The organism is Enterococcus rotai, assembly GCF_001465345.1.
GTDB classification, from domain to species: domain Bacteria; phylum Bacillota; class Bacilli; order Lactobacillales; family Enterococcaceae; genus Enterococcus_L; species Enterococcus_L rotai.
The window spans coordinates 355,700-369,288 of the sequence record NZ_CP013655.1; the positions used below are offsets into that span (position 1 = coordinate 355,700).

Sequence of the window (13,589 nt, forward strand, 5' to 3'; positions counted from 1 at the left end):
TTTAGATGTAAACTTACTTTTAGTAAGTAAAAAATAAATACAAATCAACTTGGAGGTTTTATATTATGGACACACAAATTCGCGGTATTCATCACGTTACAGCAATGACATCTAGTGCAGAAAAAATTTATCGGTTCTTTACAGATCTTTTAGGATTGCGATTGATCAAAAAAACAGTCAATCAAGATGACATTGAAACGTATCATTTATTTTTTGCAGATGATCTTGGTTCTGCCGGAACTGACATGACCTTTTTCGATTTTCCTGGAATCCCTAAAGGCTCTAAGGGAACGAATGCCATTTCACGTACATCGTTTCGTGTTAAAAATGATGCGTCATTAATGTATTGGATCGAACGCTTTAATGAGCATCACATCGATCATGGCGAAATTCAAGAACGTTTTGGTAAAAAATATTTAGAGTTTGAAGATTTCGATCAACAACAATATCAATTGATTTCTGATGAAAATAATCAAGGTGTGCCCAGTGGTACTCCTTGGCAAAAGACAGATGTTCCAGCTGAGCACGCGTTGACTGGATTAGGTCCAGTTTTTGTAACAGTAGCAGACTTTGAACATATGCAACGAGTTTTAGTTGAGGTTTTAGGCTTTAACTTAATTGATGCACAAGGACACTTCCATTTATTTGAAGTAGGTGATGGTGGTAATGGAGCCAGTATTATTGTAGAACATCGGGATGACTTACCAGAAGCGCAAGAAGGGTTTGGGAATGTTCATCATCTAGCCTTACGTGTAGCAGATCAAGAAGCTTTACGTTTTTGGATTGAGAAAATCAATCGTCTGCAATTCCCTAACTCTGGTTTTGTTGAGCGTTTCTATTTCAAATCTGATTATTTTAGAGCTGCTCCTCATATTCTATTTGAGTTAGCAACAGATGGCCCGGGTTTCTTACAAGATGAAACCTATGAAGCTTCTGGCGAAAAACTTTCTTTACCACCCTTTTTAGAAAGTAAAAGAACAGAAATCGAAGAATTTGTTCGTCCTTTTGATACATCTGATGCGAATAAACCGCGTTAATCAAAACAGAATTGGAGAAAATCTATGTTGCATTATCCGACTAGCCAATTAACCTCAAAACAAGCATATAAGTTTTTATCTGGCAGTATTATTCCACGTCCAATTGCTTGGGTAACCACTCTAAATCAAGAACACGGAACCATCAATGCTGCACCGTTTAGTTTTTTCAACGCTGTAGCTTCTGATATTCCGTTAGTAACTTTAGCGGTTCTCAGACGAGCTGATTCGATCAAAGATACGGCTAGAAATATCCTAGCAGCGAATGAACTCGTGATCCATTTAGTCGATGATCAAGTGGTTGAATCGATGAATAAAACAGCTGCTTCTTTAGAGCCAGAACAAAGTGAAATCACGATCAATGAGATAGAAACCACTGCAAGTAAATCAGTTACAGTACCTGGAATCACAGCCGCACCAATTCGAATGGAAGCACGTCTCCATCAGTATGTGCCCATTAAGAATCATGAAGAGCAGATCATTACTGACTTATTTATTTTAGAAATCACTGATTTTCATTTTGCTGAAGCCGTTTTTGATAAGGAAAATGAGTATATTTTACCAGAAGAATTTAAGCCAATCGCACGATTGGCTGGAAATACTTACAGTCATATTGCTGGATTGTTTGATTTAAAACGACCGGATTAAAAAAAGGGATGAGATAACAGTGATTTCCACTGTTATCTCATCCCTTTTTTAATGTTCTACAGTTTATTCTGGTCGTAAATCAACAATCGGGACATTGCCATCTAAAACACCACTTGGGCTTTTCAGTTTAAATACTTGCAAACGCGGATCGACTTCCAATGTCATTTCTTCATCCAAATATCGTTTAGAATAATCCTTGATGTATATCGACCCGATATCCGAATCTAAAGATAAATTAAAATCTGATTTATCTTGTAGCTGATCCAATAGCAACAAACGGAAACTTGTGTCTAAGGAACAAACACCCATTTTTGAATAGCGACCAACACCATCATCTAAATCTAAAATGATCACGGCTTTACGTTCAATATACGGAGTCAATTTTATCTGTGCTTCATCGCTGACATGTAAAAACATCTAGTTCGCCCTTCTTTCTTTACTCATACATTAAGACTACCATCTAAATATTACTTTTCCGAAAGATATGCACTAGGTCCCGAATCGAACACCTTCTAATTTTTGCATTATATCTCTCAATACTAAAATATGCTTTTCAGCACGATGTTCGTTGAGTTGATTTTCCTTACTTTCAATTGTTGGCACAAAATAGAGAGCTACTAAATTATCAACCAGTTGACAATTCATTGCTTCAAGAGGTTGTTGTATCACCATGCCCCAAAACGATAGCTGTTTTTTCACTTAATAGAACTTCAGTTAAATGAGTTAATACTTATCTCGTACTATCGACTAAGATTTGGCTGGATTTCATACTATCTAAACCATGTGCTCGTACTTGATCAAGGGAGCATTTTGATTGCTTCTAACTTAGTACCAAAACTGTCATTACTTTGATTTTTTTCATCCGTAGCTCTTACTCTCTCACGTTTGTTTGGGGTATTTTTCAGCTACAAAGTCTTTTGACAGGTCAACATAGTGCTGGGCATTTTCTTTATTTTTACGGATTTCTTCTCTAGTTAACGGACGAATGACTTTAGCCGGTCGACCAAATGCTAAAACATTTGGCGGAATCTCAGCCCCCTCAGTCACTAAAGAACCTGCGCCAATCAAACTATTTTTCCCAATTGTTGCATGATTTAAAATGGTTGAACTCATACCGATCAAAGCGCCATCTTCTATTGTACAGCCGTGAAGCATACAGTGATGTCCAATTGTGACGTTTTCACCAATCATGACAGGCGCATCCTGATCAACATGGATCACAGTGCCATCTTGCACATTACTTCCTGAATTGATTGTAATCGAATTGTGGTCTCCTCTTAATACCGACTGAAACCAGATGCTCGTATCTTTGCCCAGAACCACATTACCGTATACATCTGCACTTGCTGCAATAAAATATTCTTTTGTCATGTTTTCCACCTCTTCTACTCTCTTTAGTATAGCAAACTTGAGTAAATTATATGGTCATAAACACCCCTACGTCATACAAAAAAAGAAGGGACATCCTTATTCAGGGTCCCTTCTTCATAACGATTATTCATAATCGCCATCTTCAGCGAATTGGCTATTATAAAGTTTTTCATAAAAACCGCCTTGTTCTAATAGCTCGTTATGCGTTCCTTTTTCAATGATTTCACCTTGGTTCATTACAAGGATCAAGTCTGCTTCACGAATTGTTGATAAACGGTGAGCGATCACGAAACTTGTGCGCCCTTCCATAACTCGTTCCATTGCTTTTTGAATCAACGCTTCTAAACGAGTATCCACAGAACTTGTTGCTTCATCTAGAATCAAAATTCTTGGATCAGAGATCACTGCTCTAGCAATCGTCAACAATTGTTTTTGTCCAAGAGACACGTTGTCTCCTTCAGAATTGATTTCCATTTCATAACCATCTGGCATTGTTCTGATAAAGTGGTCAACATTGGCAGTTTTAGCCGCATCTACTACTTCATAATCTGTTGCGTCTAATTTACCAAAACGGATATTATCCGCAATCGTTCCTTCATACAACCAAGCATCTTGTAAAACCATACCGAAAACGGAACGAACGTCACTACGATCCATTTTTTTCGTATCGATTCCATCGATTTTGATTGCACCATCCGTAACGTCATAAAAACGCATTAGTAAATTGATCAACGTAGTTTTCCCCGCACCCGTTGGTCCAACGATCGCAACCGTTTGACCCGCTTGCACTTCAAAGTTCAAGTTTCTGATCAATGGTTTAGCAGGATCATAACTAAAGCTGACATTATCAAATTGAACTGAGCCTTGAACCTTTTCCGGTAAAGGAATATCATGCTCGTTTAGTTCTTCTTCTGGCTCATCCAAAATTTCAAATACACGTGTTGTTGCTGCCGAAGCACTTTGTAATGCTGCTGACAATTGCGTGATATTCCCCATTGGCTGACTGATCTGCCAAATATATTGAATGAACGCTTGTAATTGTCCGACTACGATTGCACCAGTAATAACATAGTAACTACCCAAAACAGCCATACCGATATACGTACCATAAGCGGTCATTTGTACTAGTGGTAGCATCAAACCTGAAATAAACGTTGCTTTAAACCCAAAGCTATTCAAATTATGGTTGACTTTTTTAAAGCCTTGCAAGGTTTCTGATTCACGACCATAGAGTTTTAACACACTAAAGCCTGTCATATTTTCTTGCACATACCCATTTAAATTCCCAAGTGCATTTTGCATACCTTGGAAGTATTTTTGTGAAACCCCAACGATCGTTTTTGAAATAAATAGTGACAATGGAATCATGATGATTGATATCAGTGCCATTAACCAATTGATGTAAAACATCATCACAACAGCCATCACTATTCCTAGAATAGCTGAAACGATATTAATGAAACTTTGTTGCATTGCATTACTCACTGCATCCACATCATTGGTTACACGAGATAAAATATTTCCTTGTTGGTTTTTATCGAAATAAGAAACAGGTAGACGATTGATTTTTTCATCGATATCCCGACGCAAGTCACGCATAGAATGCTGAACGACTGCTGCCATCAAATATCCTGATAAAAATTGCGCTGCACAATACCCTAAACCGACAATCAAAATCCAAATCAGACATTGAATGATATAGGCGTAATTCAAACCTGTTCCTTGGGCAACATTCTTACTGATCTCAGTGATCGGTAATCCAGAAACGTACGGCATTGCAGCATTAAAAGCCACCGTTAAAACAGTAAAGATGATCACTAAAATGAATGTTCCTTTATAAGGATTGATATATCTACCTAACCTTTTAATAGAAGAGAGTGCGTTTTTCATGCTAATTCCTCCTCTGACAATTGAGAAGCAGCAATATCATAATAGATAGGACAATTCTCAAGTAATTCACGATGGGTACCGATGCCAACGACATCCCCTTCATTTAGCACCACGATCTTATCTGCATGCATGATCGTTCCCACACGTTGTGCGACGATCAAAACAGTTGATTCGGTTGTTTCTTTTTTCAAACGAGCTCTTAAATTAGCATCTGTTTGATAATCTAAGGCTGAAAAACTATCATCAAATATATAAACTTCTGGACGACGAATCACAGCTCTGGCAATTGCCAAACGTTGTTTTTGCCCTCCTGAAAAGTTTGTTCCACCTTCTGATAAAAGTTCATCATAACCATCTGGCTTTTGTGAAATAAACTCTGTTGCTTGGGCGATTTCTGCAGCTAATTCCATTTCTTCAATCGTTGCGTCCTCTTTACCATAGCGTATATTTTCTGCGATTGTTCCGGTAAACAGCAACGCTTTTTGCGGAATATAACCGATTTTATTACGTAGAGCACTCAATTTATAATCGCGCACATCTACACCATCAAGTAAAACTTCACCTTCAGAAACATCATAGAAACGTGGGATCAATTGGATCAGCGTTGACTTTCCACTACCAGTACTCCCAATAAATGCCACAGTTTCTCCTGGAGAAGCTGTAAAACTAACATTACGAATCACAGGACTTTCTGAATGTCCTGGGTAAGCAAATGTAACATTTTTAAATTCTAAGTAGCCTTTAGTCTTCGTTTCAGTGATTCCAGCTTCATTTTCACGAATCACAGGTTCCATATCAAAGGCTTCTTGAATCCGACGCGCTGAGACAGCCGCACGTGGATACATCATAAAGACACTTGCAAAAAGCATAAATGAGAACAATGCGTGGAAGATATATTCAATAAAGGCAATCAAATCCCCTACTAATAAACTACCTTGATCGATCTGAAGGGCACCATTCCAAATAATCAACACCATTACGATATTAAATAGGAAGAAAAATCCTGGTTGAGCTGCCGCCATCAAGCGGAAAAGGCTCTTAGAACTTTTTGTATAATCCTCATTGACTTTGCTAAAACGACTTTCTTCAAACTTCTCATTAACAAACGCCCGGATCACGCGCAGACCAGAAAGATTTTCTCTTAATATCCCGTTGATTCCGTCTAAGTTCTTTTGTTGCTTGTTTGATAAAGGTTCAGAAACTTTGGCAATCAGGACAACTGCCGCCAATAGAAACGGTAAAGCACCTAAAACAAACCAACCTAGCGAAGGGCTTGTTCGCATAACCATGTATAAACTGACAAAAAACATCATCGGTGTCATAAAACCAATTCGCAAAATATTCCCCATAAACAACATGATTTGATACGCATCATTGGTTGTTCTTGTAATCAATGATGAAACACCGATCGTTTCATATTCACGATGGGAAAAAGTCTGTACTTTTTCAAATAAATCATCACGAATATCGCGAACAATATTTGTTGTCATGCGTGCCCCAAAATAGCCTAACATGATATTCATCACCACACCGACAACCGTGATCCCGATCATTAACAATCCTTGTTGTTTTACATAATCATAATCATTGTTTTTGATCCCAACATCGATCATTCGTGCTAAGATCGTCGGTAATCCTAGTTCTATCAATATAAATCCAAAAACACAAATGAAATCTAAAAATAATAGCTTCTTATATCTCATCGTGTAACGCCACATCAATTTCAATCGATCATCTCCTATTCCAATTTTTGACCCAGTACTTCCACTATAGCATAAAACTAATAGCTAGGTAAATTATATTTAAATGAAAATCGCTCGCTTTTCAACTGAATAATAAACTAGACCATTTTTACTATGCTATAATAGAAGTTACTTTACTTTTCGTAACAAAATCAGAAGAAAGCGATGGAATCACATCAATGAAAAAAATGCTTTATATGTTTTTAGGTTGCCTGACATTCGGACTTGGAACAGTAGGAATTTTCCTACCAATTTTACCCACAGCGATTTTTTATATCTTGACCGCATTTTTCTGGATGCGCAGTTCTGACTATTTATATACTAAATTTATTGAATCGAGCTATTATCAAAAGTATATTCAAGAGTCTATCGTTGAAAAGAAAATTACGCCACTAGGTCGTGTAAAACTATTTTCAACTTTGTTTGTGGTTTTTGCAATTCCATGTGTCATTGTCCGTAATCCATTTATGACAACGACTTTAGCAATCGTCTATTTAATGCATCTAATTGGGTTAAATTTGTATTTCAATAAAAAGAAAGGGACTCCTTTAAATCAACCAAATGAATAATAGAGTTTCTTTAAAGTCACAAGTCTGTTTCTATACTTATTTCCTATTTTATGATAAAATACGATTAATTGTTGTACACACAACACAAAGGACGGTTGAAAGAAAGTACAGGTTCCATAAAACAAGTAACGTGAAGCAAAGTCGAGGCTTCATTTCATCATCAACGAAGGTTCTTGATGACAATTGTTTTTAAGGTGGACAGCCACCTCATTTTGTTGTGTTCAAAATTACAGTAAGAAAATAATAAAAATAAATAACTAACTGCTTAAGCAGATAAAGGAGAAAATACGATGATTTATAAAGTTTATTATCAAGAAACAAAAACAAGAAACCCAAAAAGAGAAGATACAAAATCGATTTATGTAGAAGCGGAAAATGACGTGATCGTACGTCAACAAGTAGAAGAAAATACCCCATACAATATTGAGTACATCCAAGCACTTGATGAAAATCATTTAGCTTATGAAAAAGAGCACGCGGAATTCTCTTTAACGGAGTTTTAATATGAAAGTAAATATAAAAAACAACGAAACCGGCGTTTTTGCAATAGGCGGTTTGGGCGAGATCGGAAAAAACACATATGGGGTTCAATTTCAAGATGAAATCATCATTATTGATGCTGGGATCAAGTTTCCAGAAGATGATTTACTTGGAATCGACTATGTTATTCCAGATTATAGCTACATCGTTCAAAACCTGCACAAAGTCAAAGCGTTAGTTATCACTCATGGTCACGAAGATCATATTGGTGGCGTTCCGTATTTATTACGTCAAGCTAATATCCCGATTTACGCGGGTCCCTTGGCTTTAGCTTTGATCACGAATAAACTGGATGAACATGGACTATTGCGTGATGCTGAGATGCATGAAATCAATGAAGATACCGTGATTCGTTTCCGCAAGACAGCGGTCAGCTTTTTCAGAACAACGCACAGTATTCCTGATGCATTAGGTGTTGTTGTTAAAACACCGTCTGGAAATATTGTTGCAACAGGCGATTTCAAGTTTGACTTTACACCAGTTGGTGAACCAGCAAACTTACATCGTATGGCAAAATTAGGTGAAGAAGGCGTTTTGTGTCTATTATCAGATAGTACCAATGCTGAAATCCCAACGTTTACTAAATCAGAGAAGACAATCGGATCTTCTATTTTGAAGATTTTTGAAAAAATCGATGGTAGAATCATCTTTGCAAGTTTTGCCTCAAATATTTTCCGTCTACAACAAGCTGCTGATGCCGCGGTTGCAACGGGACGTAAAATTGCAGTGTTTGGTCGTAGTATGGAAAATGCGATCGTCAATGGGGAACAACTAGGTTATATCAATGTACCTAAAGGAACCTTTGTCGATGCCTCTGAGCTTAACCAACTACCGGCTAATGAGACCATGATCTTATGTACCGGTTCTCAAGGTGAACCGATGGCAGCACTAAGTCGAATTGCTAATGGAACACACCGTCAAATCTCCGTACAACCTGGCGATACAGTGATCTTTTCAAGTTCACCGATTCCAGGAAATACAACAAGTGTTAATCGTTTGATCAATTTGCTTTCAGAAGCAGGCGCTGAAGTTATTCATGGTAAAATCAACAATATCCATACTTCAGGTCACGGTGGTCAAGAAGAGCAAAAATTAATGTTGAGCTTAATGAAACCTAAATATTTCGTCCCTGTTCATGGTGAATTTAGAATGTTGAAAATCCATGCATCGTTAGCACAAGATGTCGGCGTTCCTGCTGAAAATTGTTTTATTATGGAGAATGGTGATGTATTGGCTTTAACAGCTGATGACGCTCGTATTGCAGGACATTTCAATGCGAATGACGTGTATGTAGATGGTAATGGTGTCGGTGATATCGGCAATGTCGTTTTACGTGACCGTCGAATTCTTTCAGAAGAGGGCTTAGTTTTAGCTGTAGCAACAGTTGATATTAAAAATAAAGAAATTCTAGCTGGTCCAGATATTTTATCTCGTGGATTCGTTTATATGAGAGAGTCAGGCGAAATGATCCACGAAGGACAGCGTTTATTATTTAACGCAATCCGCGAAGCATTGCGGGATGACAATTGTACAGAAGCAAAATTGTGTGATGCAATCACAGCTGCTCTACAACCGTTCTTGTTTGAAAAAACAGAACGTCACCCAATGATTTTGCCAATGATCATGACTTCATGAGTTTTACTTATTACAAAAGCCAGAACAGGGATAAAAAACATTCCTGTTCTGGCTTTTTTTATTTAGTCACAGTCGTTAAAAATTGCATAAGTTCTTGGGCTGCTATCTTACTCCCCTTAAGTGGTTTTAATTCTTGCTGTAACTTTTTAGCTTTCTGTTCATAGACTGAATGATTCAAAAGTGCTTGAAGATTCTGCTTAAACAAATACTGATCCTTTAATTTACTTTTTTTTATTTGGATTGCATTTCCATACTTAGTGCAACAGCTGATATTATACTCTTGTTCTTTCTGTAAACCAATGCCGATAAATGGTTTCCCAGCGAGGCATGCGGTCTGAACCGTTCCTTCTCCACCATGAAGAACACAAGCTGTTACTTTATTTTGCACCTCCATTGCAGGTAACCAGTCATAAAGATGTACATTTACAGGAAGTTGCTCTATTTGTTTTTCTGTTAAGTAACTTCTCATTGGGCTGATCACCTCAACATCTAATCCATCAAAATTACGTAATAACTCAAAAATGAGTTGAAGATTAGCCGAACTTCCCATACTACAATAAATAAGAGGTTTTGTACTTGTTTCTAGCAACTGTTGTAACTGAGTTGGTATCTCTTCATTTAAATTTGCAAAAATAGGCCCAACATAAATACTGTCACTTGGTAAATCAGGATTATTAGTTAATAATTCAGGTGTGGTGATACAATTTAAATCAGCGGACATAGCGTCGATCGTATAGTTAAATCGATCTTTTACATCATACTCTTCTATCAGCTTTTTAATATTTTTTGGAAGCCATTTTAAATTTAAAATAAAAGATTGTGCTAGTTTTTTTAAATAGGGATTTGAATCTTTCATAAATAGTGCTCCTTCTACATGAGCCCGACTATAAGCATAGGGCTTAACATAAATCAATGGAACCTTTTTGACACGGGCACTGATCAATAAGCTGATCGTAGAACCAATAATTATCCCGTCTGGATTAAGCTTGTTAATCAATTTTAATTCATTTTCGATCCTAATTTTCAACGTATCATAGGTAAAAGGAATTTTGAACGATTTCATTTGATCAAAGTTCATGATGTTAACGATATCTGTCTCTGTTAAATGAGGTGCTAAATAGTTAAATTCAAACCCTGCTTCTTCAATAAAGTCAGCAAATTTTCGACTATAGCCCATAAAAACACAATTAGCTTCGGACTGGCATTCTTTGGCGACTTCGATCATTCTAGTTGTTTCAGCTAAATTAAACGTTTCTGGTGCGAATAATAATGTTTTCATTGAATTATTGCCTCAGGTGTTGAAATCATATGATAGATTTGCTCAACATAAGAATCGATTGCACGTTCTTCCTCATCGTTAAAATCCTTTATTTCTGGGATTTTTTCGAATAATGATACCATTTGCTGATAATAGTCGATTTTATCTTGGAATAGCTTTTTCTTAGCCTTTATCAATTTTTCTGTTTTTTCTCTGCAGTCAGTCGTGGTCTCATCTGAGATTAAGCCTAATAGTGTTTGCATTTCTTCAAGGTTAAATTCACCATATTTCATTACCAAAATGTATTTGATCATTAATAAATCGTTCTTTTGATATACTCGATAACCGTTGTCTTCTCTGCTCGGTTTTAGTAAGTCAATCTTATCGTAATATCGCAAGGTTGATTTTGGGACTCCAAGTATTTTAGCAGCTTCTTTTACTGTTTTTCCTGTCATTTGATTCCTCCGATTACTTTTTTGTACTATAACATGAAACCTAACTTTAATGTCAATAGTAAAAAAGCAACTGACAGACTCAACGCCTGCAGTTGCTTTTTTCTCTTATTTAAACTCTAAACTGTTTTATTCACCACTAAAACATTGGCTTTCGTATGATTGACAACATAAGACGTCGTTGATCCGACCATTAATCGCTCAAAACCATTTAGCCCAGTTCTACCAATCACAATCAAATCAATTGGTTCTTCTGACTCTGTAAAATCAGCAATCAATGTTTTAGGATAGCCATACATAACATACGTAAAAACGTTGGTAACGCCTTGCTCAAGCGCTTTGGACTCTCGTTTTTTCATTTCTTCTTCTTCTTTTGTACGAAGATCTTCCATCAAGGTGCCCATCGACATCGTTAGTTCACCAAAGTAATTGCCCATTTCTTCAATAACAGACAATATGTGTAACGCAGCACCATTGCGTTTGGCAATTTTTATCGCTTCTTGAAACGCATTTTCTGACTGGTCAGAACCATCTACAGCAACTAAAATATTCTTATACGACTCTCCCATGATAAAAAACCTCCTTCTTTGGTATCTCCATTATACTACGTGAAAGAGCTTTCTACAAAAAAGACTGTTCCATTAAAACTTTCTTCTTTACACGTCAAACAAGCCGTGGTATAGTAATCATGGAATTTCGTTATCAGATATCGTTGCCTTTCATAAGAATCAAGAGAGGAGAATTATTATGACATTTGGTAATAAAGTATTAAAATACCGTGTAGCACTTGATACAAAGAGAAATTTGTTTATGGCTATCGATGCAAATAACCAAGCAAATATTGCTTATGGTATCACGATTACACAAGCAGTAAAAGAATTGAAAAAATCTATTTAAGGAGTTATCAACCTAAATGAGCGATTCAAGTTCTAATACGATTTAAAGGCATCCAGTGAATGGTAAATCACGGATGCCTTTTTTGTTTTGTTCATTTTTGACTAGTGGTCCGTATCATCGTTCATGCGAAAGATTATTTTGGGTAATTGAGATAAATCATTATTAAACTAATAACGAATAACACAAAGCCAAACATAGCTAGCGGGACTACCATACCATTCCAGGCTTTTTTATTGGTAAAGGCTCGCCAACGATAAAGAGCACCAGCTAATCCAAGAAAAGCTAAAGAAACAAAGAACACCACTAAAGAAATATTCAACACGTTTATCACCTCTTATAAGTAGTCTACAACTTATCAACAAAAAAGATAGTAACAAAAATGTAAGGAGAAACTACTGAAAACTAAATTATTCTCACTCAACAGACTCTTCAAAAAAAAACATCTAGCAAATTTGCTAGATGTTTTGGAATGGATGAATTAGTTTTTTACAACGTTAACTGCTTGAGGTCCACGATCTGAATCTTCAACGTCGAAGCTTACTGATTGGCCTTCTTCGATTGTTTTGAATCCTTCACCTTGGATAGCTGAGAAATGTACGAATACATCGCTACCATCTTCGCGAGAGATAAATCCAAATCCTTTTTCTGCGTTAAACCATTTTACTGTTCCTTGTTCCATTCTTTTGTTCCTCCTCGTGCTTAAGCACTAAATATTGTAACATTGCCCGTGTACGATAGAGGGTTTTAAAATTAAAACTTCTATATTGTCCCAAACAAGATTACACTAACATTGTACATGCGAACCCTTATTTTTGCAAGAAATCTAGTTAGTCTGCAGCAAAAAAGTTTTCTTCTCTCATACTGATGTAAACTTGTGCTCCGATGATAATATGATCTAATACTTCAATCCCCATCATTTTCCCACATTCTTGCATTCTTTGCGTGAAATGAATATCACTTTCTGATGGCGTTGGGTTACCACTTGGGTGATTATGCGCAAGAATCAAACGTGCCGCAGAATATTTCACTGCACTGCGAAAAATCTCTCTTGGGTGAGCAACAGACTGATTTAACGATCCTTTAAATACAGTTTCTTGTTTGATGACTTCATTTTTAGTATTCAAATACAAACAAACTAAATGCTCTTGTTGAAAATCTTGTAATTCATAGATCAAATTTTGTGCAATTTGATAGCTGGACGAAACCTTTCCTAGCTTTAGCTGAGTACTTTGTTGGATTCGATAGCCAAATTCGATAGCGGCTCTTAACTCAATCGCTTTGATACGACCGATCCCTTTGATTTCCATCATTTCAGTTACTGTCGCATTTTTCAATTCATATAGATGATTAAAATAATTCAAAAATTTAGATGCTACTTCCATCACATTGGTATTCTTGGAACCTGTTCGTAATAAAATCGCCAGTAACTCTTGATTGGATAGGGCTTTTTCACCGACAACTTCCAATCGTTCTCGTGGTAAACAATCTTCTGGCATCTCTCTAATAAATAATTTTTCTTCTTTGATCAAAAAAATCACTCCTTTATACGCTTC

General features: G+C 36.6%; 17 protein-coding genes. 6 read left to right on the forward strand and 11 right to left on the reverse strand.

Going from position 1 to position 13,589, the window contains the following annotated elements; all coding sequences use genetic code 11:
• Positions 1 to 65 precede the first annotated feature (65 nt).
• Both ATZ35_RS01685 and ATZ35_RS01690 read left to right on the forward strand, forming a co-directional pair.
• A complete protein-coding gene (locus tag ATZ35_RS01685) occupies positions 66 to 1,037 on the forward strand; it encodes a ring-cleaving dioxygenase (protein ID WP_208928939.1) in 972 nt (323 codons plus the stop codon).
• Positions 1,038 to 1,061: 24 nt separating this feature from the next.
• Complete coding sequence (locus ATZ35_RS01690) at positions 1,062 to 1,682, forward strand: flavin reductase family protein (protein ID WP_208928941.1); 621 nt, start codon at positions 1,062 to 1,064, stop codon at positions 1,680 to 1,682.
• A gap of 63 nt (positions 1,683 to 1,745) precedes the next feature.
• Here ATZ35_RS01690 and ATZ35_RS01695 read toward each other — a convergent pair whose 3' ends face one another.
• The 5 genes from ATZ35_RS01695 to ATZ35_RS01715 form a co-directional block, all read right to left on the reverse strand.
• Positions 1,746 to 2,099: an iron-sulfur cluster biosynthesis family protein gene (locus ATZ35_RS01695; RefSeq protein WP_208928943.1), complete on the reverse strand. Its 354-nt coding sequence runs from the start codon at positions 2,097 to 2,099 to the stop codon at positions 1,746 to 1,748.
• 72 nt (positions 2,100 to 2,171) lie between these two features.
• Positions 2,172 to 2,381: a hypothetical protein gene (locus ATZ35_RS01700; RefSeq protein ID WP_208928945.1), complete on the reverse strand. Its 210-nt coding sequence runs from the start codon at positions 2,379 to 2,381 to the stop codon at positions 2,172 to 2,174.
• Positions 2,382 to 2,561: 180 nt separating this feature from the next.
• Complete coding sequence (locus ATZ35_RS01705; protein ID WP_208928947.1) at positions 2,562 to 3,053, reverse strand: gamma carbonic anhydrase family protein; 492 nt, start codon at positions 3,051 to 3,053, stop codon at positions 2,562 to 2,564.
• Between the two features lie 123 nt (positions 3,054 to 3,176).
• Positions 3,177 to 4,943: a multidrug efflux ABC transporter subunit EfrB gene (gene efrB, locus ATZ35_RS01710; RefSeq protein WP_208928949.1), complete on the reverse strand. Its 1,767-nt coding sequence runs from the start codon at positions 4,941 to 4,943 to the stop codon at positions 3,177 to 3,179.
• Positions 4,940 to 6,670, reverse strand: coding sequence for an ABC transporter ATP-binding protein (locus tag ATZ35_RS01715; RefSeq protein WP_208928952.1), 1,731 nt, complete (start codon positions 6,668 to 6,670; stop codon positions 4,940 to 4,942). Before ATZ35_RS01715 ends, efrB begins: the two co-directional genes overlap by 4 nt.
• Positions 6,671 to 6,864: 194 nt before the next feature.
• On the opposite strand from ATZ35_RS01715, the gene ATZ35_RS01720 reads away from it, so the two are divergent.
• The 3 genes from ATZ35_RS01720 to rnjA all read left to right on the forward strand — a co-directional run bounded on the left by ATZ35_RS01720 (position 6,865) and on the right by rnjA (position 9,429).
• Entirely contained in the window at positions 6,865 to 7,254 is a 390-nt protein-coding gene (locus ATZ35_RS01720) for a YbaN family protein (protein WP_086278598.1), read from the forward strand.
• Between the two features lie 290 nt (positions 7,255 to 7,544).
• Positions 7,545 to 7,757 (forward strand): DNA-directed RNA polymerase subunit epsilon, encoded by a 213-nt coding sequence (locus ATZ35_RS01725; protein ID WP_208928954.1) that lies wholly within the window; start codon positions 7,545 to 7,547, stop codon positions 7,755 to 7,757.
• Position 7,758: 1 nt separating this feature from the next.
• Complete coding sequence (gene rnjA / locus ATZ35_RS01730; protein WP_086278596.1) at positions 7,759 to 9,429, forward strand: ribonuclease J1; 1,671 nt, start codon at positions 7,759 to 7,761, stop codon at positions 9,427 to 9,429.
• A gap of 58 nt (positions 9,430 to 9,487) precedes the next feature.
• Here rnjA and ATZ35_RS01735 read toward each other — a convergent pair whose 3' ends face one another.
• From ATZ35_RS01735 to ATZ35_RS01745, 3 genes are all read right to left on the reverse strand, one after another.
• A complete protein-coding gene (locus tag ATZ35_RS01735) occupies positions 9,488 to 10,708 on the reverse strand; it encodes a glycosyltransferase (RefSeq protein ID WP_208928957.1) in 1,221 nt (406 codons plus the stop codon).
• A complete protein-coding gene (locus ATZ35_RS01740) occupies positions 10,705 to 11,142 on the reverse strand; it encodes a MerR family transcriptional regulator (RefSeq protein WP_208928959.1) in 438 nt (145 codons plus the stop codon). The genes ATZ35_RS01735 and ATZ35_RS01740 overlap by 4 nt, the downstream gene beginning before the upstream one ends.
• Positions 11,143 to 11,258: 116 nt before the next feature.
• Positions 11,259 to 11,708, reverse strand: a complete 450-nt coding sequence (locus tag ATZ35_RS01745) for a universal stress protein (protein WP_208928961.1) — start codon at positions 11,706 to 11,708, stop codon at positions 11,259 to 11,261.
• A gap of 178 nt (positions 11,709 to 11,886) precedes the next feature.
• Here ATZ35_RS01745 and ATZ35_RS01750 point away from each other — a divergent pair, with 178 nt between their 5' ends.
• The gene (locus ATZ35_RS01750) at positions 11,887 to 12,036 is read left to right on the forward strand and encodes a hypothetical protein (protein WP_010760373.1); all 150 of its coding nucleotides are present in this window, start codon (positions 11,887 to 11,889) and stop codon (positions 12,034 to 12,036) included.
• A gap of 133 nt (positions 12,037 to 12,169) precedes the next feature.
• On the opposite strand, the gene ATZ35_RS01755 is transcribed toward ATZ35_RS01750, so the two are convergent.
• The 3 genes from ATZ35_RS01755 to radC form a co-directional block, all read right to left on the reverse strand.
• Positions 12,170 to 12,358: a hypothetical protein gene (locus tag ATZ35_RS01755; protein ID WP_208928963.1), complete on the reverse strand. Its 189-nt coding sequence runs from the start codon at positions 12,356 to 12,358 to the stop codon at positions 12,170 to 12,172.
• Positions 12,359 to 12,514: 156 nt separating this feature from the next.
• On the reverse strand, positions 12,515 to 12,715 hold the full coding sequence (locus tag ATZ35_RS01760) for a cold-shock protein (protein ID WP_010760372.1): 201 nt from the start codon (positions 12,713 to 12,715) through the stop codon (positions 12,515 to 12,517).
• 148 nt (positions 12,716 to 12,863) lie between these two features.
• Positions 12,864 to 13,532 carry a RadC family protein gene (gene radC / locus ATZ35_RS01765; RefSeq protein WP_208930408.1) on the reverse strand — a complete coding sequence of 223 codons (669 nt, stop codon included), beginning with the start codon at positions 13,530 to 13,532 and terminating at the stop codon, positions 12,864 to 12,866.
• Between the last annotated feature and the right edge of the window lie 57 nt (positions 13,533 to 13,589).

What these genes read in the sequence shown, in the direction of transcription:
- ATZ35_RS01760 (WP_010760372.1), bottom strand. Translation starts at nt 12,715, where the DNA reads ATGGAACAAGGAACAGTAAAATGGTTTAACGCAGAAAAAGGATTTGGA.
- rnjA (WP_086278596.1), top strand. Translation starts at nt 7,759, where the DNA reads ATGAAAGTAAATATAAAAAACAACGAAACCGGCGTTTTTGCAATAGGC.
- ATZ35_RS01720 (WP_086278598.1), top strand. Translation starts at nt 6,865, where the DNA reads ATGAAAAAAATGCTTTATATGTTTTTAGGTTGCCTGACATTCGGACTT.
- ATZ35_RS01705 (WP_208928947.1), bottom strand. Translation starts at nt 3,053, where the DNA reads ATGACAAAAGAATATTTTATTGCAGCAAGTGCAGATGTATACGGTAAT.
- ATZ35_RS01750 (WP_010760373.1), top strand. Translation starts at nt 11,887, where the DNA reads ATGACATTTGGTAATAAAGTATTAAAATACCGTGTAGCACTTGATACA.
- efrB (WP_208928949.1), bottom strand. Translation starts at nt 4,943, where the DNA reads ATGAAAAACGCACTCTCTTCTATTAAAAGGTTAGGTAGATATATCAAT.
- ATZ35_RS01745 (WP_208928961.1), bottom strand. Translation starts at nt 11,708, where the DNA reads ATGGGAGAGTCGTATAAGAATATTTTAGTTGCTGTAGATGGTTCTGAC.
- ATZ35_RS01690 (WP_208928941.1), top strand. Translation starts at nt 1,062, where the DNA reads ATGTTGCATTATCCGACTAGCCAATTAACCTCAAAACAAGCATATAAG.
- ATZ35_RS01740 (WP_208928959.1), bottom strand. Translation starts at nt 11,142, where the DNA reads ATGACAGGAAAAACAGTAAAAGAAGCTGCTAAAATACTTGGAGTCCCA.
- radC (WP_208930408.1), bottom strand. Translation starts at nt 13,532, where the DNA reads ATGCCAGAAGATTGTTTACCACGAGAACGATTGGAAGTTGTCGGTGAA.
- ATZ35_RS01695 (WP_208928943.1), bottom strand. Translation starts at nt 2,099, where the DNA reads ATGTTTTTACATGTCAGCGATGAAGCACAGATAAAATTGACTCCGTAT.
- ATZ35_RS01725 (WP_208928954.1), top strand. Translation starts at nt 7,545, where the DNA reads ATGATTTATAAAGTTTATTATCAAGAAACAAAAACAAGAAACCCAAAA.
- ATZ35_RS01685 (WP_208928939.1), top strand. Translation starts at nt 66, where the DNA reads ATGGACACACAAATTCGCGGTATTCATCACGTTACAGCAATGACATCT.
- ATZ35_RS01735 (WP_208928957.1), bottom strand. Translation starts at nt 10,708, where the DNA reads ATGAAAACATTATTATTCGCACCAGAAACGTTTAATTTAGCTGAAACA.